Origin of the sequence: Thiohalophilus sp. (genome assembly GCF_046483665.1) — a bacterium.
Lineage (GTDB): Bacteria > Pseudomonadota > Gammaproteobacteria > UBA6429 > Thiohalophilaceae > Thiohalophilus.
On record NZ_JAWOCR010000002.1, the window covers coordinates 1 to 24,316 of the forward strand.

Sequence of the window (24,316 nt, forward strand, 5' to 3'; positions counted from 1 at the left end):
GCGCCCATGATGCCCTCGTCGGCGACTTCACACAGGGCGCGGATGTCGTCCATGTTGGTAATACCGCCGGAGGCGATAACCGGGATGGCCATCGACTGGGCCAGTTTGACAGTGGATTCGACATTAACCCCGCTCATCATGCCGTCGCGGCCGATGTCGGTGTAGACAATGGCCGAGACGCCGTCCTGTTCGAAGTGCTGGGCCAGATCGATGACGTCGTGGCGCGAGAGCTTGGACCAGCCGTCGATGGCGACTTTGCCGTCTTTGGCGTCCAGACCGACGATGATGTGGCCAGGAAACTCCAGGCAGAGATCATTGACGAAGTGGGGCGCATTGACTGCCTTGGTGCCGATGATGACATACTGCACGCCGGCATCGAGGTAGGTTTCAACCGTATCTTCATCGCGGATGCCGCCGCCGATCTGGATAGGTAAATCGGGGAAGGCACTGGCGATGGCGTGTACGACTTCGGCGTTGACCGGCTTGCCGGCGAAAGCACCGTTGAGATCGACGATGTGCAGGCGACGGGCGCCGGCCTCCACCCAGCGTGCGGCCACGCTGACCGGATCGTCGGAAAAAATCGTTTCATCTTCCATTTTGCCCTGACGCAAACGAACGCATTTGCCGTCCTTGAGGTCGATGGCAGGGATAAGCAACATGGTGAAGTCTCTCGTATTGGCTGAAAGTAACCGTGGTTTCCGGAGTCTCGTCTAGAGGGCACCGTCCCAGTTTAAAAAGTTGGTATACAGCTGCAATCCGGCGTGCTGACTTTTTTCAGGATGAAACTGTACGGCAAATACATTACCTTTTGCCAGCGCACAGGTAAACGGAATGCCATAGTTGCTGGAGGCGGCGATCAGATCCGGGCTGGCTGGTTCTACATAATAACTGTGGACAAAATAAAAGCGCGCGCCGTGGGCAATATTCTGCCACAACGGATGCTCGACCTGCGGATAGACCTGGTTCCAGCCCATATGCGGCACCTTGAGCCACTCGTCGGTGAGCGGATCATGCATGTCCCCGGGGAAGGACTGGACCTTGCCGGGCAATAGTCCCAGGCAACGGGTTCCGTCGTTTTCGGCGCTGTATTCCATCATTGCCTGCATGCCCACGCAGACGCCCAGCAGCGGCGTGCCCTGCTCGGCGACCTGAAGAATTACCGGCTCCAGTTCCAGGCGCCGGATTTCCGCCATGCAATCCCGAATGGCACCAACGCCGGGCAGTATCACATGATCGGCGCCGAGAATTTGTTCGGGATCGGCAGTGACCTGCACCTGACGGGCAGGATCGGCCTTTTCCAGGGCCTTGCTCACCGAGTGAAGGTTCCCCATTCCATAATCGATTACAGCAACAGTCGACATAGTTTTCGGATACTCAGGCGGGGGCGGACCCCGGTTTGTGGCCTAGAGGCTGCCCTTGGTGGAGGGCAGCATGCCCTGCATACGCGGATCCGGTTCCAGCGCCATGCGCAGCGCCCGACCGAAAGCCTTGAAGACGGTCTCGGCAATGTGATGGGCGTTGCGACCGCGCAGGTTATCGATGTGCAGGGTCATCCGGGCGTGATTGACAAAGCCCTGGAAGAACTCGCCGAACAGGTCTACGTCGAACTCACCGATGTGCGAGCGCGGGAAATCGATTCCGTATTCCAGACCGGGACGGCCCGAGAAGTCGATGACGACCCGGGAGAGAGCCTCATCCAGCGGCACATAGGCATGGCCATAGCGGCGGATCCCCTGTTTGTCGCCGACGGCCTTGTCAAAGGCCTGACCCAGACTGATGCCGATGTCCTCCACGGTATGATGGGCGTCAATATGCAGATCGCCTTTGGCCTGGAGGGTGATATCGATCATTCCGTGGCGCGCCACCTGCTCGAGCATGTGCTCGAGAAACGGCAGGCCGGTATTGAACTCGGCCTTGCCCTGGCCGTCCAGATCAATATTGACCTTGATCTGCGTTTCCAGCGTGTTGCGTTCGATGTTGGCACGACGTTCGGACATGGTCACTCCAGTCAGGGCGCGCGGGCCGGCGCCTTATTATTAAAGCGATAGCATACCGAAATAAGCTGCTTCGGGAAAATCGGCATTCTACCAGATTTTATCTTCTATGCCGCAGGTTTTGGCTCGGGTATTCTGGCGTTTTTTAATCGTTCGATTAAACGGACTTTTTTGTTGAATCGGGCCAGCTGCGAGTATAGTTTAGCCGAGGGCGCCCGGCGGGTGTCGTCAGTGTGTTGCAGCCAATCAACCGAAGTCGGGTCGAAAAAATCCATGTCCACAGAACGCGTCATCAATCTGTCCGAAGTGCGCACCCAGTGCCAGAAGTGTAGCCTCTATCAGCTGTGTATGCCGATGGGGCTGGGTGAAGGGGATCTCAATAAACTTGACAAGATCATCAAGCGTCGCCGCCCGGTGGAAAAGGGTGAGTTACTGTTTCGCCTGGGTCAGGATTTTACTTCCCTGTATGCCATCCGTTCGGGAGCCCTCAAGACCCATACCAGCCAGAGCGATGGTCAGGAACAGGTGCTCGGTATGCATCTGCCCGGTGAGTTGATCGGCCTGGATGCGATAGGCAATCATCGCCATGCCTGCACTGCGGTGGCACTGGAAACCACCAGTGTGTGCGAGATTCCTTTCGATCATCTTGAATCCCTGAGCCGGGAGATCCCCGGATTGCAGCAGCATCTGTTCCGCCTGATGAGCGCCGAGATCCAGCACGACCAGTGTCATATGACCGTCCTCGCCCGCATGCCAGTCGAAAACCGGCTTGCCAGTTTCCTGATGAGCCTCTCCGAGCGTTACAAGTTACGGGGTTATGCGGCCAACGAGTTCAATCTCAGTATGTCGCGGGGAGATATCGCCAACATGCTGGGGATGGCAATGGAAACTATCAGCCGTCTGCTCGGCAGTTTTCAGGACCAGGGCCTGATCCAGGTGGAACGCAAACATATTCGCATCCTCGATCCCGCCGCCCTGCAGGGGATTGCTGCCAACTGCCGGGATTTGCCCGGCAAACCCGCCGACAGTTCCAGTTCCCATAGCGCCTGAGGCGTTACCCCGGCGCCGTTAAACGGGATTATAAAAAAAAGAGGGGTTTTCTTTTGATCCAGATCAAAGCCTGGTCTAGGTTTACTGAAATGACTTGGATATTGTTCGAGTTATAAATATAGAAGCCTTCCCTAGCTTTACGAGAATAAAAAAGGAAAGTCTATGGATAACCAATCGACCTATAACTACAGGGTGGTGCGCCAGTTTACAGTAATGACCGTCGTCTGGGGCATTGTCGGGATGCTGGTCGGGGTTGTGATTGCGGCGCAACTGGTCTGGCCGGCGCTCAATTTCGACATCCCCTGGCTCACTTACAGTCGCCTGCGCCCATTGCATACCAATGCGGTGATCTTTGCCTTCGGGGGCTCGGCGCTGTTTGCCACTTCCTATTATGTCGTGCAGCGCACCTGTCAGGTTCGCCTGTTCAGCGACAGGCTGGCCGCCTTTACCTTCTGGGGCTGGACGCTGGTCATTTTGCTGGCTGCGGTCAGTCTGCCGCTGGGGTTCACCAGCAGCAAGGAATATGCCGAACTGGAGTGGCCGATTGACCTGTTGATCACGCTGGTCTGGGTTGCCTACGCCATCGTCTTTTTCGGTACCCTGGCGAAGAGACAGGTCAGGCATATTTATGTCGCAAACTGGTTTTTCGGGGCCTTTATTCTGACCGTCGCGGTGTTGCATGTCATTAACAGTCTGGCTATGCCGGTCAGTCTGACCAAATCTTACTCGGTTTATCCCGGGGCCATCGATGCCATGGTGCAGTGGTGGTACGGGCATAATGCCGTAGGCTTTTTCCTCACGGCGGGCTTCCTGGGCATGATGTATTACTTCATTCCCAAGCAGGCGGAACGGCCAATCTATTCCTACCGTCTGTCGGTAGTGCACTTCTGGTCGCTGATTGCTATTTATATGTGGGCCGGTCCGCACCATCTGCATTACACCGCCCTGCCTGACTGGGCCCAGTCTCTGGGTATGGTCTTCTCGCTGATCCTGCTGGCCCCGTCCTGGGGGGGGATGATCAATGGCATCATGACCCTGTCGGGGGCGTGGCATAAACTGCGCACCGATCCGATACTGAAATTCCTGATTGTTTCGTTGTCATTTTACGGGATGTCGACCTTCGAAGGGCCGATGATGTCGATCAAGACCGTTAACTCACTGTCTCACTATACCGACTGGACCATCGGCCATGTGCATTCCGGGGCTCTGGGCTGGGTCGGGCTGGTGACCATCGGTTCGGTCTATTTCCTGATTCCCAAGCTGTTCGGGCGCGAGCAGATGCATTCGGTGAAACTGATGGATGTGCATTTCTGGATCGCCACCATCGGTATCGTGGTGTATATCGCCTCCATGTGGATCGCCGGCGTGATGCAGGGTCTGATGTGGCGCGCGATCAATGATGACGGGACGCTGACCTACAGTTTTGTGGAAAGTCTGGAGGCTATGTATCCGTTCTATGCCGTGCGCCTGCTCGGCGGGGTGATGTACCTGGCCGGTATGTTGATCATGGCGTACAACGTGTGGAAGACCATCGCCGGCCCGAAGGCCACGGCGGATGAACGCATTCCGCAGACGGCTTAACGGAGGAGAGCATCATGAGTCATGAAAAAGTGGAAACCCGTGCCGGCCTCCTGGCCCTGCTCATTATTATCGTGATCAGTTTCGGGGGGCTGGTGGAAATCGTACCGCTGTTTTTCATCAAGGATACGACTGAACCGGTTGATGGCCTCAAGCCTTACAGCGCCCTGGAACTCGAAGGGCGGGATATTTATGTGCGCGAGGGTTGTTACACCTGTCATTCGCAAATGATCCGTCCGTTTCGGGCCGAGACCGAGCGTTATGGCCACTATTCGGTGGGCGGTGAATTTGTCTATGACCGTCCTTTCCAGTGGGGTTCCAAGCGTACCGGACCGGATCTGGCCCGGGTTGGCGGCCGTTATTCGGATGAATGGCATCGGGTTCATCTGATCAATCCTCGCGATGTGGTTCCCGAATCCAACATGCCGGGCTTCCCCTGGCTGGCGGAGAATGAACTCGACGGTAAACACACGGCCAGGAAACTGCAGGTCATGAACAAACTGACCACAGCGACCTGCAACGGTTGCCAGACCTACAGTGAGGAGGAGATCGCCAGTGCGGCCGATGACGTGAAGGGCAAAACGGAAATGGATGCGCTGGTGGCCTATTTGCAGAGTCTGGGTACCACTATCAAGGCGCGGAGGTAACCGGAATGGATATGAACGACGTACGCAGCTGGTACACCGTGGTCATTTTTGCGGTCTTCATTGGCATTTTTATCTGGGCATGGAGCAGTAAACGCAAGCGTGATTTTCACGAGGCAGCTCATTTACCCCTGAACGAGCCGGAATATCCCCGCGAGCAAAAGAATAAGGAGAACGGATCATGAGTAGCTTCTGGAGCTGGTTTGTGGCCGTGATTAGCCTGGGTATGATTTTCGCCTGTTACTGGTTAATTAGATGGACCACCAAACGCCGTAGCGGCGAAGCGGCCGAGGGCGATGTCACCGGCCACACCTGGGACGGCAATCTGGAGGAATACAACAACCCGTTGCCCAGCTGGTGGCTGTGGTTGTTTTACATCACTATCATTTTCGCACTGATTTATCTGCTGCTGTATCCGGGGCTGGGTAATTTCCGGGGCGTTTTAAACTGGTCCTCCACCGACCAGTATGAGCAGGAGATGGAAGCAGCCCGGCAGGAATACGGGCCCATCTTTGCCCGTTATGCCGAAACCGGGATTCCGGCTCTGGCGCAGGATGATGAGGCAATGGCTTCGGGTCGACGGCTGTTTCTGAACTATTGTGCCACCTGTCATGGCTCCGATGCCGGTGGCGCAAGCGGTTTCCCCAGTCTCAAGGATGATGCCTGGTTGTGGGGCGGAGAGCCCGAAGCCATCAAAACCAGTATTCTGGAAGGGCGTACCGGCGTCATGCCGGCCCATCAACATCTGGAGGAAGAGGCAATCGATAACGTGACGGCCTATGTACAGAGTCTCAGCGGGCGCGAAGTCGATCAGGCAAAAGTCAGTGCCGGCAAACAGGTGTTCGACCAGAATTGTGCTGTTTGTCACGCTCAGGACGGGACCGGTAATACGGACATGGGCGCCCCCGATCTGACTGACAATATCTGGCTGTATGGCGGTTCCCCGGGTGTGATTCGCAAGACGATTCGGGACGGTCGTCAGGGCGAGATGCCGGCCCATCGTGAGTTCCTGGGTGAAAATAAGGTTCATCTGCTGACGGCCTACGTCTATAGCCTGTCTGATTAATCCGCTGCTGCGGTGGCGGACCGTTGTCTGCCACCTAACATTCTGAGGAGTTGCGCTATGCTGGAACTGCTGTTCGGAACCTGGACGGGCATCCTGTCGCTGAGCGTTTTGGTGATCTCGGTCGCAATCATCGTCTACCTGTTTTACGTGTTTTTTATTCGACCACCCAAACAATGACATAAGATACAGGGCTGTGATTGTCTGTCACTTCCTGTGCCGGCCATGAACTATCCAGCTCAAGCTGGTGGTACCCGGGTGGTGGATATCGGCCCGGGTAAACGCAAACAATCAACCAGTTATCGGGGTGGTAATGAATAACCCGAAACAACAGACTCACTCGTCCGAGCAGGCGGTTGAGCAGGAACTTTACGCCAAACACCAGAAGATCTATCCGCGTGAGGTACACGGCATTTTCGCTACATTGCGAATTCTCGGGGTGCTGGTCTTGCTGGGTCTTTATTACCTGTTGCCCTGGTTTTCCTGGGATGGCCATCAGGCAGTGCTGTTCGATCTGCCCGCGCGCAAGTTTTATATCTTCGGCCTGACTTTCTGGCCGCAGGACTTTTTCTATCTGGCTGCGCTGCTGATCATTGCCGGACTGTCGCTGTTTTTCTTCACTGCGCTGGCCGGTCGTCTGTGGTGCGGTTATGCCTGTCCACAAACCGTCTGGACCGAGGTGTTCCTCTGGATCGAACGCAAAATTGAGGGTGATCGGCCGAAACAGATGAAACTGGCCAAATCGCCCTGGAACGCCAACAAGCTCTTACGCCGCAGTAGCAAACAGGCTGTCTGGATTTTGTTGTCCCTGTGGACCGGCTTCACGTTTGTCGGCTATTTCACGCCGATTACCGAGTTGTGGCAAAGCGCACTGCATTTCAATCTCGGGCCGTGGGAAACCTTCTGGGTGTTTTTCTACGGTTTTGCCACATACGGCAATGCCGGGTTTATGCGAGAGCAGGTCTGTATTTATATGTGTCCTTATGCCCGCTTTCAAAGCGCCATGTTTGACAAGGACACCCTGGTCATTTCCTATGATGCCAGGCGTGGCGAACCACGCGGGCCGCGCAGACGTGGCACGGACAAAGAGGAAAAAGGGCTGGGCGATTGCATCGATTGTACCCTGTGCGTGCAGGCCTGCCCCACCGGCATCGATATTCGCGACGGTCTGCAGTACCAGTGCATCGGTTGTGCCGCCTGTATCGATGCCTGCAATGAAGTTATGGACAAGATGGAGTATCCGCGAGGCCTGGTTCGCTACACGACTGAAAACGCCCTGGAAGGCAAGCCGACAAAGGTGTTGCGTCCGCGTATCATTGTGTATGGGTTATTGTTGTTGCTGATTACCGCTGCGGTATTTTACAGCATCGCGACCCGGATCCCGCTGGAACTGAATGTGATGCGCGATCGCAATACGCTGTATCGGGAAACCAGCGAGGGTCTGGTGGAAAATATCTATACGCTCAAGATTCTGAATATGGATGAGGCGGCGCATACCTACCGACTGACCGTCGAGGGCCCGCCGCAAATGGAATTGAATATGGCACGTGAAACATTGCACGTGGAAGGCGGGAGTGTCACCCAGCTGCCGGTACAGTTACGTGTCGACCCGGTTTATCTGGAGAAAACCGGTTATGATGTGGAATTCCATTTGCAGGCAATCGATCAGCCTGAACTATCGGTCAGCCAGACCGGCCGTTTCATCGGTCCGGTCATGCGCTGATATTGAGGCCAACACGGGGAGTGCCCATGCAACAGATAACCGCGAACAACATTCCGTCCCCCTGGTATCGCCAGTTCTGGCCGTGGTTTTTGATCGCTTTGCCCGCCACAGCAGTCATTGCCAGCATCGCAACATTGATTATCGCGATAAAAAATCCGGATGGCCTGGTGGTCGACGATTACTACAAGCAAGGGATGGCAATAAACCAGACGCTGGCCCGGGATCGTCATGCCCGTTTTCTGGGTCTGCATGCCGGGGGCGAGGTTGGTCCCGGGGGAGAGGTGCAGCTGATCCTGCAGGGCAAGCAACCACAGCCTGCGCAACGCCTTCGCCTGAGTCTGCTGCACCCGACCCGGGCGGATCAGGATCAGGTGATTGTTTTAGAGTTATCCGACACTTCACCAGCGCGCTTTCAGGGCGAGTTTGAAATTCCCCCCGACGTCGGGCAATGGCACGTGCAACTCGAACCCGAAGGCGGGCACTGGCGTCTGACAGGGCGACTGGACTGGCCCGGTGACAAGCGAATTCAGCTGGAGCCCGTGGGGGGCACAAACGGCTAAACACTATCTTTGACGGGTTTTTGTGCCGGGAGGGCGCTGGAGATGTCACAGCAAATACCGAAAATTCAGAAAATCGTGGCCGTGTTGTGGCCCTCATTTCTCACTGCCGCGCTGGCGACGATCGTGTTTTTTACTGCATTTGATCCGGTGTTACTGGGTGAACTGGCGGGCTATGGGGAGATCAGTCGACTCGGAGGCTATACCATCGGCTTCTTTTTGTTCTGGCTGCTGACGGCCGGGACCTGCGCGCTGACCTGCTATTTTCAACAGTCTTGCGACAAGTCCGGCCCTCCGGCCTGAGCGCAATCTCCAATCAGGAGACAGAGGCTGCTTTTTCCCCTTTCGACAGGCATGGCCTTGCCAGGGACAATTCTAGTGAACCCGGCCGCTGTGACGCGGGGGTTTTCTGGTGCCTTGTTTTCCCGTTTTGTTTTTGTCGCTGACGCGACGCGCGTTCGGATCCCGTTGGGGTGGTTTGGGCTTGATCAGCAGCTGCGGTTCCAGGTTGGCGGCGGGAATCTTGTGGCCGATGTATTGCTCGATATCCGGTAATGAGAACACATATTCGTCACAGGCGAAGCTGATCGCCTCGCCCTTCGCACCGGCCCGGGCGGTGCGTCCGATGCGATGCACATAGTCTTCGGCGTCCTGAGGCAGATCGAAGTTGATGACATGGCTGACCGCGGGAATGTGCAGACCCCGGGCGGCCACGTCAGTGGCTACCAGCAGGTTGAGATCGCCGTCACTGAACTTGCGCAGCAGATCAAGGCGCTGCTTTTGCGGCACATCGCCGGTCAGTAGTGCGGCGGCCTGATCGTTGCCGCGCAGATAGTCGGCGATTTTCTCCCCTGCTCGCTTGGTATTGACAAAGATCACCGCACGTTCAACGTTCTGGTAGGCAAGAATGCCCAGCAGCAGGCTGATTTTTTCTTCCTTGGCAGGGTAGTAGACGCTCTCGATGACCTGCTCGGCAGTGATCTGTTCCGGTTCTATCTCCACCGCTTCGGGGTTGTTCATGTGCTCGTAGGCCAGCTCCTTGACCCGGTGCGAGAGTGTGGCGGAGAACAACAGGTTCAGACGCCGGTCGGCTTCGGGCAGACGACGCAACAAAAAACGGATGTCCTTGATAAAGCCCAGATCGAACATACGGTCAGCTTCATCCAGAATCATCACCTGGATAGCGCGCAAATCGAAGAGCTTCTGTTTGAAATAATCGATGATGCGCCCGGGTGTGCCGATCAGTATATCCACGCCGGTTTCCAGTTGCTGGCGCTGACTCTCATAACCGGTGCCCCCGTAGATCAGGCCCAGCTGCATGCCGAGGTGTTTGTTGAGCAGCTCGGCATCCTTGTGGATCTGGACTGCCAGTTCGCGTGTCGGGGCCAGGATCAGGGCGCGCGGCTGGTTGGGCCGGCGCTCCCCGGAGGCCGGATGGCGTAGCAGATGTGCGAACATGGCGATCAGAAACGCGGCAGTCTTGCCCGTGCCGGTCTGCGCCTGGCCGGAGACGTCCTTGCCGGCCAGGGCAACAGGCAGGGTCTCGGCCTGAACCGGCGTACAGTATGAAAAGCCTGCCTCTTCAATGCCTTGCAGCAGTGGCGCGGGCAGTTCCAGGTCGTCGAAACGGGTGTTGGACAGGTGTGCATCACTCATGGACGCACAGAATAGCAGATCGGATTCTGTTTGGGGCTTGAAATAACGGCTATCTTGGGCTCAAATGTCATTTCATACATCCCTGCACAGCAGCAGCCGATCTGGCAGGGTAAATGGACCACACGGTATGTCCGGTGCCTGACGGCGTGTTAAGGTTCGCCTTGCGGCATCACATCACCCGAGTCAGTCATGTTCTGCGACTGCAAAACAATACAAATGGGAGAATTACGTTGAGCGACAAGATCGTTTACGTCACAGACGCCACGTTTGAAGATGAGGTTCTCAAGGCGGAAGAACCGGTCCTGGTGGATTACTGGGCAGACTGGTGCGGTCCTTGCAAAATGATTGCCCCGATTCTGGATGAGATTGCCGAGGAGTACACCGGCAAGATCAAGGTAGCCAAACTCAATATCGACGAGAATCCGGGTACACCACCCAAGTTCGGTATCCGCGGTATTCCGACACTGATGCTGTTCAAGAGCGGCAATGTGGAAGCAACCAAGGTAGGGGCGGTATCCAAATCCCAGCTGACGGCCTTTATCGACAGCAACCTGTAAAAGATTTATCGTCCAGTCCGCCCGGACGGACTGGACGAGACCGGGTTTTGGTGATAACTTATCGCCAAGAACGTATACAAATACCAATCGTTTTATTTGTAACCTGCCTGAAACGGGCACCCCTCTGGCAACCCTGATACAGACGCTGAACCCGCAGCCGATCGCCCGGTGCGTGTAATGCGCCGCGTAACCAACCTGATTTAAGACAACATCTATGAACCTCACCGAACTCAAACAAAAACACGTCGCCGATCTCATCGTTATCGCCGAGGAAATAGGCATCGAAGGGATGTCCCGTTCACGCAAGCAGGACATTATTTTTTCCATTCTCAAGGCCCATGCCAAAAATGGCGAAGACATTTATGGCGATGGCGTTCTGGAAATCCTGCAGGACGGTTTCGGTTTTCTGCGCTCGGCGGAAAGCTCCTACATGGCGGGACCGGATGACATTTATGTCTCCCCCAGCCAGATTCGCCGTTTTGCCCTGCGTACCGGCGACACCATTTCCGGCAAGATTCGCCCACCCAAAGATAGCGAGCGCTACTTCGCTATGCTCAAGGTTAACGAAATTAACTTTGAGCCACCGGAAAAAGCCAAGAACAAGGTATTGTTCGAAAACCTGACCCCGCTGCATCCCAATGAGCGCATGCAGCTGGAGATCGGTAATGGCAGTTCAGAGGATATTACTGCCCGGGTTATCGATATGGTATCGCCCATCGGCAAGGGGCAGCGTGCTCTGCTGGTTTCGCCGCCCAAGGCCGGCAAGACCATGATGTTGCACAACATTGCTCATTCCATTACGCATAATTATCCCGAGTGTCATCTGATCGTGCTGTTGATCGACGAGCGGCCCGAGGAAGTGACCGAAATGTCCCGTTCGGTGCGCGGGGAGGTAGTGTCCAGTACGTTCGATGAGCCCGCCAGCCGTCACGTGCAGGTGGCCGAGATGGTGATCGAAAAGGCGAAACGGCTGGTTGAACACCGCAAGGATGTGGTGATTCTGCTCGATTCCATCACCCGCCTGGGTCGCGCCTACAACACCGTGGTGCCCTCCTCCGGCAAGGTCCTGACCGGCGGCGTGGATGCCAACGCCCTGCAGCGCCCGAAGCGCTTTTTCGGCGCGGCGCGCAACATTGAGGAAGGCGGCAGCCTGACCATCGTCGCCACGGCGTTGGTGGAGACCGGTTCGCGCATGGATGATGTGATCTACGAGGAGTTCAAGGGAACCGGCAACATGGAGATCCATCTGGATCGCAAGATCGCCGAGAAACGGATTTATCCTTCGATCAACATCAACCGATCCGGCACCCGACGCGAAGAATTGCTGACCGCCCCCGACGAGCTGCAAAAGCTGTGGATCCTGCGCAAGGTAGTGCACGATATGGACGAGGTACCCGCGATGGAATTTTTGCATAACAAGCTTGAAGCGACCAAGACCAACGCCGAGTTCTTCGACTCCATGAAGCGTTAAACAAAAATCCTCAATGCCCGATCCTTTGAAGTTGCCATGTATCCCGGGTCTCGCCGAATTACGGCTATTGGGGCGTGAAATTTGAAAAACCGATTGAACCGTTTCAAGCAGACAAAAATCCTGCCTTTACAGTTCCTTGATCGCGATTGTTCAGCTGGTTTGTGAGCTGGCGCACGCCCGCGGTTTTGACAGGTGCACTGAAAACGACGACCATCTGGATATCGGTATGGGGCTTTCCATACCGGTGTGACGCCCAAATGTGATCACCGTGAAGCAGGACCGAGCCATGACCCGACCCGAGACGGCTTGTCATATCGATTTTGATACCTGGGCCCATCTGGCCGAGACCGATCCTGAACGTTTTGAGATCCTGCGTAACCGGGTCCTTGATTATTGTATCGACCGCGCGCCGGCCGATCGCCGGGAGCGGTTACGTCGCTTGCAATGGCGGGTTAACCAGGTGCGCAATACTTCCAGCAATCCCCTGTCGGCCTGCATTTCCATTTCCAACATGATGTGGGATACCTTCAGCCATCTGGGCGAGGCCTACGAGGATTTGCAGCACTCCCGTCGACCGTTCCGGCGCTGTGCCCGAATCCTGCCGTTTCCCCCGGTCGCGCAGCGCGACAAGGCCTGAATGGGCGCAAACACTTGCCCCGGGGCGGCGGATTCCCGTATGATCGCCGGCCTCGTTGCGTATGGTGCTCCGGAGAGGCCGGGGTGGCGATGCGCCCGAAAGAGACTGTGAGGTTACCCATGAAAGCTGAAATTCATCCCGCTTACCAGGAAGTGTCTGTCACCTGCAGTTGTGGCAATCACTTCTCCACCCGTTCGACGGTCGGCAAGGATCTGAACATCGAAGTCTGCGCCCAGTGCCATCCGTTCTATACCGGCAAGCAGAAGCTGCTGGATACCGCCGGTCGCGTGGACAAGTTCCGTCAGAAGTACGGCATGAAAAAATAAGTCCTGTGATAAAACGCACGACGGAAATCATCAAAAAGGCGCTGTTTACAGCGCCTTTTTTGTTGATGTTCTGGCCATTCGGGGCGCTGGCCGAGAGCGCCTGTGAGTCGGTACAGTTTGATGAAAAGGTAACAGTGCGGTATGTCCATGATGGCGATACGGTGCATCTTCGCGACGGGCGCAAGCTGCGCCTGATCGGCATCAACACCCCGGAACGGGCTCGCGAGGATGTGCCGGCCGAGCCATACGCGGGAATGGCCCGCCGACGGCTGCAGGTGCAGGCCGAAGGCTCCTGGGGGCTGGTGTATGATCGCGAACGGCGGGATCGTTACGGTCGCCTGCTGGCCCACGTATTCGATCATCAGGGGCGCAATATCACTCGTCGATTGCTTGAACAGGGAACCGGCCAGCTGCTGGTGATTCCGCCCAATCTGCGGTTCCTCGAGTGTTATCGACGCGCCCAGGACCGGGCTCGCCGGCACAAGCGCGGTCTGTGGGCCCTGTCGACCTATCAGACATTGCCTGTAGCAATGCTGGACTCACAGCACCGCGGTCAGTATCGCGTGCTGCGGGGACGCTTGACACGAATCGGCGAAAGCCGCTCCTCGTTATGGCTGAATCTCGGTCCGGACTTCGCCCTGCGAATCGCCCGCACGGATTTGTCGCATTTCGAACGCGAGCGAATCGCCGCCTGGCGTCATCAGCCGTTGCTTGTTCAGGGCTGGATCTACCGACGTAATAATCAGTGGCGTATGCGCCTGCGGCACCCGGCAGCCCTGCTGGAAACGCCCTGAAAGAGCCTGTGGCGACTGGCAAAAGCGTGATCGATGCGCGACCATACGGCTTGATACCGAATGTCGGCAGGCGGGCATCCTGCGCCCCTTGACGGCGACACATGATCCCTGACAGTGAAAACACGATGACTGACGAGAAACGCTCTTTTGCCGAACAGGCTCTGCATTACCACGCTCAACCGCGTCCGGGTAAAACCGCCACGGCCCTCACCAAACCGGTCGCCACCCAGCACGATTTGAGTCTGGCCTATACGCCCGGGGTCGCCGTGCCGGTTCAGGCGATTGCGGAGGATCCGCAACAGGCCTATCGCTACACCAACAAAGGCAATCTTGTGGCAGTCATTTCCAATGGCAGTGCGGTGCTGGGGCTGGGCAACGTGGGGGCGCTGGCCGGTAAACCGGTGATGGAAGGCAAGGCGGTATTGTTCAAACATTTCGCCGATGTGGATGTGGTAGATATCGAGGTGGATGCCGAATCGCCGAAAGCCTTTATCGATACCGTGCGCCGCATCGCCCCGAGTTTCGGAGGCATAAACCTGGAAGATATCGCTGCGCCCGACTGCTTCGATATCGAACAGGCGCTCAAGGAACAGCTGGATATTCCGGTATTCCATGACGATCAGCACGGCACGGCGATTATTATCGCCGCCGGTTTGCTCAATGCGCTGGAATTGACCGGACGCCGGTTGAAAGAGTCCCGTATTGTTTGCCTGGGGGCCGGTTCGGCCGGTATTGCCTCGATGCGCTTGCTGCACAAACTGGGGGCCGATAAACGGCATATCACGCTGGTGGATCGCCAGGGCGTGGTGCATTCCGAACGGCGTAATATTAATCCGCACAAGCGAGAGTTCGCCCGACGTACCGGCCGGCGTACCCTGGAAGAGGCACTGGCCGGAGCCGATGTGTTTATCGGTGTCTCGGGGCCGGACCTGGTCTCGCCCGCTATGCTGCAGAGCATGGCCGACAATCCGATCGTTTTCGCCCTTTCCAACCCGGATCCGGAAATTACCCCGGCCAATGCCCACGCGGCGCGTACGGATCTGATCATGGCGACCGGCCGTAGCGATTACCCCAACCAGGTGAATAACGTGTTGGGTTTTCCGTTTATTTTCCGCGGCGCACTGGATGTGCAGGCCTCGGCCATCAATACCGAGATGCAGATTGCGGCAGTGCGGGCACTGGCCCAACTGGCCCATGAGCCGGTGCCGGAAAGTGTGCTGCAGGCCTATGAACTGTCGCAGTTGAAATTTGGCCGGGACTACATTATTCCCAAGCCGTTTGATCCGCGTCTCAGGGCTGTCGTGTCACAGGCCGTGGCGCAGGCGGCGCGCGACAGCGGTGTGGCGCGGGATATCCGGCCGGCGGATAGCGAAAGTCCGTAACGCGTTTGCTTGCGCCGATCAGCGCGCCATCGGATCGATGGTGTCATTGTTGGCCAGTTCCCGTACCCGGTTCAATGAAGCCCGTTGCATCGGCCGGCCGTCGACCGGACTCAGGGGCGGCTGGAGGGGGCCGTCCTGGACAAACACCACCAGCTCTACGCGAGTGTCTTGAGCATAAAAGCGCAGCACCGGCAATATGACCGTCTGTTCCGCGGAGAAGCGGACCTTGCGTTCGCCCTGTTCATAGGGGATCTGATGCTCCATCAAAAAGATATCCAGATCCTCGAGGCGCGGCACGAAGACATGCAAAACCACTGGCGAATGCTCATCGGCGCTGCCATCGAGGACTGCGCCCACCAGTTTGGGGCGATAGTCGGCAAAAAACTCCATCGCCTCCAGGGCACGGCTGCGTAACTGTTGCAGGGCAGCAGGCTGGGCGTGGGCACGGAACAGCCGCTGGTATTCGCGCAGAGCCTGATCGATCTCCGTATTACTCGGCATGTTACGGGTATCAACGGCACCCAGATGCAGTGCGGCCTTGCGCTTGGCGGCGTAAAAATCCCGACTGCCGGATTCGGCCAGAATCTGGGCCGCTGCCTGGGCCAGGCGTTGGCGCATTTGCAGATCCTTGCTGTGTTTGTGCCCCATGGATAGCGCCGGTTCAGAAGAGATCGCGGGTGATGTTGCCGTTATCCCGGCGTTCGCCATTGCTGTCATTGCCGCTGTCGGCACGGCGTTCGGGAACCTGATCGGCGAGGAAATATTCAAAGATAGCATCGGGATCGCCGCTGCGGGCCAGCTCGCCGGTTTCGGGATCGATCAACACCGAGACGATACCCGGGGGTTGTTGCAGTCGGGCATCGGGTTCATCACGCAGTGATTCGCGCATGTATTTGATCCACATTGGGAGTGCGGCCCGGGCGCCGGTTTCGCGGTTACCGAGCGGCCGGGGGGTGTCGAAACCGACCCAGGAGATGGTGACGACATTGCGGTTGAAGCCGGAGAACCAGGCATCACGCTGGTCGTTGGTGGTGCCGGTCTTGCCCGCCAGATCGTTACGACCCAGAACATGGGCTCCGCGGCCGGTGCCGTAGCGCACCACATCGCGCATCATGGTGTTCATTAAAAAGGCGGTCTGAGGTGAGATGACACGGGGCGCAATAACGGGTTTTTCGGGCCCCTGCATGGTCTGTGTCCACTCTTCGGGGGGGACATCTTCACGCGTGAAGCTGGGGATCCGGTCTGACTCTGACTCTTCCGTATCGAGGCCGGTAGCGACTGTTACCCCGGTTTCAGTCTGGCCGCTGTCTTTCTCCGCTTCCTTGTCAGCTGTCTCCAGGCACTCGGGACACACCACGGGGGGGCGGTTGAGCAGGACCACTTGCTGGTCGGCGTCGCGCACGTAATCGATCAGGTTGGGCTCGATCAGATAGCCCCCGTTGGCAAACACGGTATAGCCCCGGGCCAGTTCCATGGGGGTCAGCACACCACTGCCCAGTGCCAGCGACAGGTCGCGCGGCAGCCGCTGGCTGTCAAAACCGAAACGTTCCAGATAACGCAGCGCATAGCCAATGCCGATCTCGCGCAGCAAGCGAATGGAAACCAGATTGCGGGACTTGAACAGGGCGACCCGCAGGCGGGTGGGGCCATAGAAACGGCCGCTGTAATTTTCCGGCCGCCAGGTATCCTCCAGTCCGGGGGCATCGAACACCACCGGTGCATCATTAATGATGCTGGCGGCGGTAATCCCCTTGTCGATGGCGGCAGAATAGATAAAGGGCTTGAAACTGGAGCCCGGCTGACGTTCGGCCTGAACGACCCGGTTGAACTTGCTGGTGTAATAATCAAATCCGCCGCTCAGGGCTTCTATGGCTCCGTTATCCGGGTTGAGCGAGACCAGTGCACCGCCAACCTGGGGGGGTTGGGCCAGCCAGCTGCAACCGGCAGAAGCCGGCGCGACATAAATGACATCGCCGCGCTGTAATGCGTCACCGGCAGATTCCAGTTCCGGACCAAGATTGTTCTCGTCAATATATTTGCGGGCCCAGCTGAGCTGTTCCCAGGGGATATACGCAATCCGGTTATCGCGGGTGATGGCATAAACCGCCCGCTCCTCGACTTCCAGAACTACTGCCGGTGTCAGGTTGCCCGGTGCCGGCACGTCCGTGAGTCGGGCCGGCCAGTCTGTTTCGGCGGCGGGAATATCGAGCAGTGCCGGGTTTTCGGCCCTGTCATCCGGCAACTCGCCCGGTTGCAGCGCCGGATCGGCGGCGATATTACCGAGTAAGTTCACCTGTTGCAGGGAACCGCGATAACCATGGCGCCGGTCGTACTCGAGCAGGGCTTCGCGCAGGGCGGCATTGGCCGCCTTCTGTTTTTGAGGAACAACGGTGGTGTGAACTTCGTAGCCGGCGGTGTAGGCATCATCACCATAACGGGCGACCATCTCGTTACGCACCATCTCGGCGATATAGGGGGCTTCGAGATCAGTATCCTGGCCATGCACTTCGGCATGGACCGGCACCGCCAGGGCAAGCTGATAGGCTTCCTCAGTGATGAACTCGAGGCTGCGCATGCGCCCCAGGACATAATTGCGGCGCTGGATAGCCCGTTCGGGGTTGGCAATCGGGTTATAGCTGGAAGGTGCTTTGGGCAGCCCGGCTATCATCGCGACTTCGTCGAGGGTCAGCTGAGCCGGTTCCTTGCCGTAATAGACCCGGGCTGCGGCTGCGGCGCCGTAGGCGCGTTTGCCCAGGTAGATCTTGTTCAGATACAGGGAGAGGATATCTTCCTTGGAAAGCTCGCCCTCGATTTTCAGGGCCAGGAAGATTTCATTGAGTTTGCGCAGGTAGGTTTTTTCCCGACTCAGGAAGAAGTTGCGCGCCACCTGCATGGTGATGGTGCTGCCGCCCTGACCCTTCTCGCCGGTCAGGATCAGGTTGATGGCCGCCCGCAGAATTCCCTGGTAATCGACTCCGGGATGTTCAAAAAACCGGTCGTCCTCGGCAGCCAGGACCGCCTGGATCAGACTTTCGGGTATTTCTTCATATTTCAAGGGAGATCGCTTCATTTCGCCGAATTCCGCGATCAGCCCGCCTTCTTTATCGTAAACGCGCAGCGGTACCTGCAGTTTCACGTCCTTCAGTGTGTCGATAGCGGGCAATTTGGGCGTGATATAGGCGTAAGCGCCAAGCAAACCAACGACGCCAATCAGGGAGAGAGTCAGGATGGAGGCCAGGGAAAATGTGACCAGTTTCTTAAATAGAGGCTTCATATGTCTAATTTTAATAAAGAATCGGATTATGCCATCCGATACAGTGGAAGCATCCAGTATAAATCTTCTGTTCTGTGAACACTATTCCCATTTGTTTTTATATATTTGATGTCCTATAGTTGACTCATAAACCTAAAGTAGTTATACATATATCTACTATAACTTACTACGAATAAAGAAAAATATGGGTCTCAGCGATCTCATCAAGCCGAAAAAACCCCCGGTCATCGGGCTCGACATCAGTTCCACGGCGATCAAGCTGCTGGAACTGGGCAAGTCCGGAGACCGTCTGCGGGTTGAAAGTTATGCGGTTGAGCCGCTTCCCCCCAACTCGGTGATTGAGAAAAATATCTCCGATGTCGAGGCAGTGGGCGAAGCGATTAAACGGGCGGTCAAACGTTCGGGTACCCGCAACAAGCAGGCCGCTGCGGCCGTGGCCGGTTCGGCGGTAATTACCAAGATTATTTCCATGCCCGCCTCGCTCAACGAAGAGGACATGGAACAACAAATCCAGCTCGAAGCCGATCAGTACATTCCCTACCCCCTGGAAGAAGTGAATCTCGATTTCGAGGTAATGGGTTCCTCGGATAACGATCCGGAGCGGGTTGATGTCTTGCTGGCGGCCTCGCGCAGTGAAAACGTGGATGTGCGGGTCGCCGCCATTGAACTGGCTGGTCTCAAGGCGAAGATTGTCGATGTCGAGGCCTATGCCATGGAAAATGCATTCCAGTTGCTGGCGCCCCAGTTACCGGAACAGGGCATGGATCAGACCGTAGCGGTGGTCGACGTGGGGGCGACCATGACCACACTGAATGTCATGCACGATCTGAAAAATATCTATACCCGCGAGCAGGTATTCGGCGGTAAACAGCTGACCGAAGAAATCCAGCGCCGTTATGGACTCTCCTATGAAGAAGCCGGCATGGCCAAGCGCCAGGGCGGTCTGCCGGACAACTATGTTCCCGAAGTCCTGGAGCCGTTCAAGGATGCCATGGTGCAGCAAGTCAGCCGTTCGCTGCAGTTTTTCTTCTCCTCCAGTGCCTACAACAGTGTCGACCATATTGTTCTGGCTGGCGGCAGCGCCATGATTGCCGGTATCGATGAATTAATCGCCGACAAGCTGGGTGTGCATACCTCGGTGGCCAACCCGTTTACCAATATGACCCTGGCGTCCCGGGTCAAGGCACAGAGTCTGAGTAATGATGCTCCTGCATTGATGATTGCCTGCGGATTGGCCATGAGGAGTCTTGACTGATGGCGCATATCAACCTCTTACCCTGGCGCGAAGAACAGCGGCGCGAACAGCAACGTCAGTTTCTGACGATTCTGGGGTTATCGGCGGTTCTGATGGGATTGATTCTCCTCGTAGTCCATCTGCGTATTGCCGGGATAATCGATCACCAGCAATCCCGTAACCGTTTCCTGCAGGCAGAAATTGGCCAGGTAGAAAAACAGATCAAGGAAATCGATCAGCTCGAAAAAGACAAGCAACGTCTGCTTGCCCGCATGGAAGTCATCCAGGAGCTGCAACGTAACCGTCCGGAAGTGGTGCACCTGTTCGATGAGATCGCACGCATTATTCCGGATGGAATACATTTAAACAGTCTGAAACAGTCTGGTGACCAGCTGGTTCTCGATGGGGTAGCCCAGTCCAATGCCCGGGTTTCGGCGTTTATGCGCAATATCGAGGGTTCCGACTGGCTGGCTGACCCCCGGCTGGAAGTGATTGAGAAAAAAGGTAAAGGAAATCAGCGAGACAGTGCCCGATCGTTTGTTCTGCATCTGTCACAGGTCAGAAAAGACACCGGCAATGAGAATCAGTAAAAATGAAAGATTTGGATTTAAGCGAACTTGACCTCAGTACCATCGGTTCCTGGCCGTCCGCGGTCAAGGCGGCCGTGGTTGTGGTTATGTGCCTGATTGTACTGGGAGCCGGCTATTTTTTGCACATCCAGAACAAGCTCGATGAGCTGGAACGGATTCAGGCCCAGGAGAATTCACTCAAGAGCGAATTCGAAAAGAAGCAGGCCAAGGCCGCCAACCTGGACGCCTATAAAAAACAGATGAAGGAAATGGAAGAGTCCTTCGGTACCATGTTGAGGCAGCTGCCTAGCAAGACGGAAGTGGATGATCTGTTGATCGATATTTCCCAGACCGGACTCGGTAGCGGCATTGAATTTGAACTCTTCAAGCCGCAGTCGGAAAGGCAGATCGACTTTTATGCTGAATTGCCGATTCAGATCAGCATGCTGGGGGGGTACCACCAGTTTGGCCGGTTCGTCAGTGGCGTCGCCGCCCTGCCACGCATCGTCACACTGCATAATATCAATCTTTCCAGTGATAAAGATGGCAATCTGAAGATGGATGTGACGGCCAAGACCTATCGTTATCTTGATGAAGAAGAGCTGGCAGCGGCACGGGCCAAGAACAGGAAACGGAAGCGATAGAATTGATCGCCGGATACGAAAAAATGCTGAAAAATAAAATGACAAAATTCGGTCTGTTAAGCGTGATGGCACTGCTTATTACAGCATGCGGTGGGCCGGAACATGCCGACCTGCAAGAATATGTGCAGCAGGTCAAGGACAAGAAAAAAGGTCGAATTGATCCTTTGCCAGAAGTGAAACCATACAAAACCTTTACCTATGTTCCTGAGGATATGCGCGATCCATTTGTTCCGTTCATTCAGGAAACCGTACAGGAAAGTCCGTTAAATTCGGATTTGCAACCCGATACCAACCGCAAGCGCGAAGCGCTGGAGCAATTTTCTCTGGACTCTCTGGTGTTTGTCGGACACCTGGAAAAAGACGGGGTGTTATGGGGGCTGATCTCAGCACCGGACTCAACCGTATACAGGGTCAGAGAAGGTAACTATATCGGCCAGAATTATGGCGAAATACAGGAAATTTCCGAGACGCAAATTCTGATTGAGGAAATTGTATCTGACGGAAGTGGTGGCTGGATTGAAAGAGAAGCGTCCCTGTCGCTGGAAAGCGAATAAAACGGGCTGTGTACAATTTTTGGAGTAGAACCATGATCAAGCACAATGGTTACGCAAGCGGAATCATCAAAAGCACCGGCATGTTAGCGGTGATGTTGCTGATGTTCCTTGCCTCGACACAGGCACAGGCACTAAATAGCCTGAGCGATATCAGTTATACAACTTTGCCCGGCGACAAAGTCCAGATCAAGTTGAAACTGGACAAGGCACTGGATGTCGAGCCAGCCAGCTTTTCCATCGACAATCCGGCGCGCATCGCCTTCGACTTGCCGGATACCAGACTGAACCTGAGTGAGCGAAAAACAGATATCGGTATCGGCGTAGCCCGCAGCGTGAGCACGGCGGAAGCCGGTGGGCGGACCCGTGTCGTACTGAATCTGTCCGAACTTGTAGGCTACAGCACGGTACTGGAAGGTAATGATGTAGTCATTACTCTGAATGAATCCGGTGAAACACAGTTTTCCCGGGCAGCTGACTCACGCAGCGAGACACTCGAAGGTCGACAGGCGTCGGTCAATGTCCTGGATCTGGATTTCCGACGTGGTGAGGCGGGCGAGGGCCGGGTGGAAATGACCCTGGCGGATCCGAACACCGCCGTGGATATGAAACGTCGCGGCAGCCAGGTGGTGGTGACATTAAAAAACAGCGCGCTGGATGAAGAACTGGAGCGGCGGATCGATGTGCTGGATTTCGCGACGCCGGTCAGTACTGTGGATGCCTTCAATCAGGGAGATGATACTCGTGTCATCATTAATACCAAGGATGAATTCGAACACATCGCCTATCAGGCCGATCAGAAACTGACCATCGATATCAAACCGGTTGTCAAAGAGAAAGAAGAGGATCGGCCCCGTCGTCGCCAGGAATATACCGGCGAGAAACTGTCGCTCAATTTCCAGAACATCGAAGTACGAGCCGTCCTGCAGATGATTGCTGATTTTACCGGGATCAATATGGTGACCAGCGATACGGTCTCCGGCAACGTGACCCTGCGGCTGAAAAATGTGCCCTGGGACCAGGCGCTGGATTTGATCCTGAAGACCAAGGGGCTGGACAAGCGTGAGAATGGCAATGTCATGTTGATCGCGCCGGCTGAAGAAATCGCGGCACGGGAAAAAATGGAGCTGGAAGCCAGCAAGCAGGTTGAAGCGCTGGCACCGCTCATCAGCGAAACGATCCAGGTCAATTATGCCAAGGCCTCGGAAATGGCGTCTTTGCTGAAGACCCAGGACAGCGAATTTTTGTCTGAGAGAGGTAATGTGACCGTTGACGAACGGACCAACAAACTCCTGGTACAGGAAACAGCGGAACGTATCGATGCGATCATTGCCCTGGTTGACGAGCTGGATGTTGCGGTACGTCAGGTACTGATCGAATCGCGCATCGTGCTGGCCAGCACCAACTTCAGCAAGGAAGTAGGGGTGCGTTTCGGAGTCTCGCGTGATTATACGGGAACAGATGGTCGTGAGAGAGCCACGTCGGGCAATCTCAACGCGGTAGATGATCTGATTAACAACAATACCCTCACCTCACCGGATCGCTGGAATGTCAATTTGCCGGCGGCCAGTTCCACAGCAGGCAGTATTGGGCTGGCACTGGCCAAACTGCCGTTCGGCACGCTGGTGGAACTGGAGCTGTCCGCGGCCCAGGCCGAAGGTGAAACCGAGATTGTCTCCAGTCCCAGGGTGATAACTTCCAATCAGCAAGAAGCGGTGATCGAATCAGGTCAGGAAATTCCCTATCAGGAGGCGAGTTCCAGCGGGGCGACCAGTGTTTCGTTTAAAAAGGCCGTACTGAGTCTGACGGTGACCCCGCAAATCACTCCGGATGACCGGATTATCATGGATCTGGAAGTGAAAAGTGATAATCCGGACTTCGGTAACCTGGTGCTGGGGGTTCCGCCTATCAACACCCAGAATGTGCAAACCCAGGTGCTGATCAATAATGGTGAAACCATTGTGCTGGGCGGGGTCTACGAGCAGACCAAGAGCAATACCATCAACCGGGTTCCCTTCTTCGGTGACTTGCCAATCGTTGGCGCTTTGTTCAGAAGCAAATCGGAAATTGACGAAAAGGATGAGCTGTTGATCTTCGTGACCCCGAAGATCATCAAGGAAGATATGCAGATCTAGTGAACACCGTCGGTGCCGCAACAGCCGTTGCAGCGCCGGCGGTTTTACCTGTTTCGCACCCGTTATGCCTGCAATCAATAACATCTTCCTGATTGGCCTGATGGGGGCGGGTAAGACCACGATTGGGCGCCAGCTGGCCCAGGCGCTGGGTAAGGAATTCATCGACAGCGATCACGAGATCGAGAACCGCACCGGTGTCAATATCCCCCTGATTTTTGAGCTCGAAGGTGAACAGGGATTTCGCGAGCGCGAGGCAGCGGTCATTGACGACCTGACTGCGCGGGATAATGTGGTGCTGGCCACCGGCGGCGGCGCCGTACTTTACGAGCAGAACCGGCAACACCTGAAAGAGCGTGGCACGGTAATTTATCTGCAGGCCCGCGTCGGACAGTTACTGGAACGAACTCACAAGGACAAGAACCGCCCGCTGTTACAGACCGCCGATCCCGAAGCCCGTTTACAGGCCCTGTTAACGGA

27 protein-coding genes are annotated in these 24,316 nt (G+C 56.0%); 21 read left to right on the top strand and 6 right to left on the bottom strand.

Going from position 1 to position 24,316, the window contains the following annotated elements; all coding sequences use genetic code 11:
* The 3 genes from hisA to hisB form a co-directional block, all read right to left on the bottom strand.
* The coding region (hisA, locus tag R6U90_RS00045) for a 1-(5-phosphoribosyl)-5-[(5-phosphoribosylamino)methylideneamino]imidazole-4-carboxamide isomerase (protein WP_410350613.1) at nucleotides 1-659 on the bottom strand (659 nt) is incomplete at its 3' end.
* 51 nt (nucleotides 660-710) lie between these two features.
* On the bottom strand, nucleotides 711-1,361 hold the full coding sequence (gene hisH / locus R6U90_RS00050; protein WP_410350614.1) for an imidazole glycerol phosphate synthase subunit HisH: 651 nt from the start codon (nucleotides 1,359-1,361) through the stop codon (nucleotides 711-713).
* Between the two features lie 42 nt (nucleotides 1,362-1,403).
* Entirely contained in the window at nucleotides 1,404-1,997 is a 594-nt protein-coding gene (hisB, locus tag R6U90_RS00055; RefSeq protein ID WP_410350615.1) for an imidazoleglycerol-phosphate dehydratase HisB, read from the bottom strand.
* A 270-nt stretch (nucleotides 1,998-2,267) separates the two neighbouring features.
* Between hisB and fnr the strand changes: the two genes are divergently transcribed.
* The 9 genes from fnr (at nucleotide 2,268) to R6U90_RS00100 (ending at nucleotide 8,912) form a co-directional block, all read left to right on the top strand.
* A complete protein-coding gene (gene fnr / locus R6U90_RS00060) occupies nucleotides 2,268-3,044 on the top strand; it encodes a fumarate/nitrate reduction transcriptional regulator Fnr (protein WP_410350616.1) in 777 nt (258 codons plus the stop codon).
* A 162-nt stretch (nucleotides 3,045-3,206) separates the two neighbouring features.
* The gene (ccoN, locus tag R6U90_RS00065) at nucleotides 3,207-4,625 is read left to right on the top strand and encodes a cytochrome-c oxidase, cbb3-type subunit I (protein WP_410350617.1); all 1,419 of its coding nucleotides are present in this window, start codon (nucleotides 3,207-3,209) and stop codon (nucleotides 4,623-4,625) included.
* Nucleotides 4,626-4,639: 14 nt separating this feature from the next.
* Nucleotides 4,640-5,269 carry a cytochrome-c oxidase, cbb3-type subunit II gene (gene ccoO / locus R6U90_RS00070; RefSeq protein WP_410350618.1) on the top strand — a complete coding sequence of 210 codons (630 nt, stop codon included), beginning with the start codon at nucleotides 4,640-4,642 and terminating at the stop codon, nucleotides 5,267-5,269.
* Nucleotides 5,270-5,280: 11 nt separating this feature from the next.
* On the top strand, nucleotides 5,281-5,451 hold the full coding sequence (locus tag R6U90_RS00075; protein ID WP_410350619.1) for a cbb3-type cytochrome oxidase subunit 3: 171 nt from the start codon (nucleotides 5,281-5,283) through the stop codon (nucleotides 5,449-5,451).
* Nucleotides 5,448-6,332, top strand: a complete 885-nt coding sequence (gene ccoP, locus R6U90_RS00080; protein WP_410350620.1) for a cytochrome-c oxidase, cbb3-type subunit III — start codon at nucleotides 5,448-5,450, stop codon at nucleotides 6,330-6,332. Before R6U90_RS00075 ends, ccoP begins: the two co-directional genes overlap by 4 nt.
* A gap of 57 nt (nucleotides 6,333-6,389) precedes the next feature.
* Nucleotides 6,390-6,509 (top strand): DUF3149 domain-containing protein, encoded by a 120-nt coding sequence (locus R6U90_RS00085; RefSeq protein ID WP_310693560.1) that lies wholly within the window; start codon nucleotides 6,390-6,392, stop codon nucleotides 6,507-6,509.
* A gap of 133 nt (nucleotides 6,510-6,642) precedes the next feature.
* Nucleotides 6,643-8,052 carry a cytochrome c oxidase accessory protein CcoG gene (ccoG, locus tag R6U90_RS00090; protein ID WP_410350621.1) on the top strand — a complete coding sequence of 470 codons (1,410 nt, stop codon included), beginning with the start codon at nucleotides 6,643-6,645 and terminating at the stop codon, nucleotides 8,050-8,052.
* A 26-nt stretch (nucleotides 8,053-8,078) separates the two neighbouring features.
* Nucleotides 8,079-8,612: a FixH family protein gene (locus R6U90_RS00095; RefSeq protein WP_410350622.1), complete on the top strand. Its 534-nt coding sequence runs from the start codon at nucleotides 8,079-8,081 to the stop codon at nucleotides 8,610-8,612.
* A 42-nt stretch (nucleotides 8,613-8,654) separates the two neighbouring features.
* The gene (locus R6U90_RS00100; RefSeq protein ID WP_410350623.1) at nucleotides 8,655-8,912 is read left to right on the top strand and encodes a hypothetical protein; all 258 of its coding nucleotides are present in this window, start codon (nucleotides 8,655-8,657) and stop codon (nucleotides 8,910-8,912) included.
* A 72-nt stretch (nucleotides 8,913-8,984) separates the two neighbouring features.
* Here R6U90_RS00100 and rhlB read toward each other — a convergent pair whose 3' ends face one another.
* Nucleotides 8,985-10,265, bottom strand: a complete 1,281-nt coding sequence (rhlB, locus tag R6U90_RS00105) for an ATP-dependent RNA helicase RhlB (RefSeq protein ID WP_410350624.1) — start codon at nucleotides 10,263-10,265, stop codon at nucleotides 8,985-8,987.
* A 230-nt stretch (nucleotides 10,266-10,495) separates the two neighbouring features.
* On the opposite strand from rhlB, the gene trxA reads away from it, so the two are divergent.
* From trxA to R6U90_RS00135, 6 genes are all read left to right on the top strand, one after another.
* Nucleotides 10,496-10,822 carry a thioredoxin TrxA gene (gene trxA / locus R6U90_RS00110; protein ID WP_410350625.1) on the top strand — a complete coding sequence of 109 codons (327 nt, stop codon included), beginning with the start codon at nucleotides 10,496-10,498 and terminating at the stop codon, nucleotides 10,820-10,822.
* Between the two features lie 214 nt (nucleotides 10,823-11,036).
* Entirely contained in the window at nucleotides 11,037-12,293 is a 1,257-nt protein-coding gene (rho, locus tag R6U90_RS00115) for a transcription termination factor Rho (RefSeq protein WP_410350626.1), read from the top strand.
* 286 nt (nucleotides 12,294-12,579) lie between these two features.
* Entirely contained in the window at nucleotides 12,580-12,930 is a 351-nt protein-coding gene (locus R6U90_RS00120) for a DUF3135 domain-containing protein (protein WP_410350627.1), read from the top strand.
* 119 nt (nucleotides 12,931-13,049) lie between these two features.
* On the top strand, nucleotides 13,050-13,256 hold the full coding sequence (rpmE, locus tag R6U90_RS00125) for a 50S ribosomal protein L31 (RefSeq protein ID WP_410350628.1): 207 nt from the start codon (nucleotides 13,050-13,052) through the stop codon (nucleotides 13,254-13,256).
* Between the two features lie 5 nt (nucleotides 13,257-13,261).
* Complete coding sequence (locus R6U90_RS00130) at nucleotides 13,262-14,050, top strand: thermonuclease family protein (RefSeq protein ID WP_410350629.1); 789 nt, start codon at nucleotides 13,262-13,264, stop codon at nucleotides 14,048-14,050.
* 125 nt (nucleotides 14,051-14,175) lie between these two features.
* Nucleotides 14,176-15,432: a malic enzyme-like NAD(P)-binding protein gene (locus R6U90_RS00135; RefSeq protein ID WP_410350638.1), complete on the top strand. Its 1,257-nt coding sequence runs from the start codon at nucleotides 14,176-14,178 to the stop codon at nucleotides 15,430-15,432.
* An 18-nt stretch (nucleotides 15,433-15,450) separates the two neighbouring features.
* Here R6U90_RS00135 and R6U90_RS00140 read toward each other — a convergent pair whose 3' ends face one another.
* Complete coding sequence (locus R6U90_RS00140) at nucleotides 15,451-16,080, bottom strand: hypothetical protein (RefSeq protein WP_410350630.1); 630 nt, start codon at nucleotides 16,078-16,080, stop codon at nucleotides 15,451-15,453.
* 13 nt (nucleotides 16,081-16,093) lie between these two features.
* Entirely contained in the window at nucleotides 16,094-18,706 is a 2,613-nt protein-coding gene (locus R6U90_RS00145; RefSeq protein ID WP_410350631.1) for a penicillin-binding protein 1A, read from the bottom strand.
* A 184-nt stretch (nucleotides 18,707-18,890) separates the two neighbouring features.
* Here R6U90_RS00145 and R6U90_RS00150 point away from each other — a divergent pair, with 184 nt between their 5' ends.
* From R6U90_RS00150 to R6U90_RS00175, 6 genes are all read left to right on the top strand, one after another.
* Nucleotides 18,891-19,961, top strand: a complete 1,071-nt coding sequence (locus R6U90_RS00150) for a pilus assembly protein PilM (protein WP_410350632.1) — start codon at nucleotides 18,891-18,893, stop codon at nucleotides 19,959-19,961.
* On the top strand, nucleotides 19,961-20,530 hold the full coding sequence (locus R6U90_RS00155; RefSeq protein WP_410350633.1) for a PilN domain-containing protein: 570 nt from the start codon (nucleotides 19,961-19,963) through the stop codon (nucleotides 20,528-20,530). The genes R6U90_RS00150 and R6U90_RS00155 overlap by 1 nt, the downstream gene beginning before the upstream one ends.
* Nucleotides 20,531-20,532: 2 nt before the next feature.
* On the top strand, nucleotides 20,533-21,153 hold the full coding sequence (locus R6U90_RS00160) for a type 4a pilus biogenesis protein PilO (RefSeq protein ID WP_410350634.1): 621 nt from the start codon (nucleotides 20,533-20,535) through the stop codon (nucleotides 21,151-21,153).
* A 23-nt stretch (nucleotides 21,154-21,176) separates the two neighbouring features.
* Nucleotides 21,177-21,707, top strand: coding sequence for a pilus assembly protein PilP (locus tag R6U90_RS00165; protein WP_410350635.1), 531 nt, complete (start codon nucleotides 21,177-21,179; stop codon nucleotides 21,705-21,707).
* A gap of 32 nt (nucleotides 21,708-21,739) precedes the next feature.
* The gene (gene pilQ / locus R6U90_RS00170) at nucleotides 21,740-23,839 is read left to right on the top strand and encodes a type IV pilus secretin PilQ (protein WP_410350636.1); all 2,100 of its coding nucleotides are present in this window, start codon (nucleotides 21,740-21,742) and stop codon (nucleotides 23,837-23,839) included.
* 64 nt (nucleotides 23,840-23,903) lie between these two features.
* The coding region (locus tag R6U90_RS00175) for a shikimate kinase (RefSeq protein WP_410350637.1) at nucleotides 23,904-24,316 on the top strand (413 nt) is incomplete at its 3' end.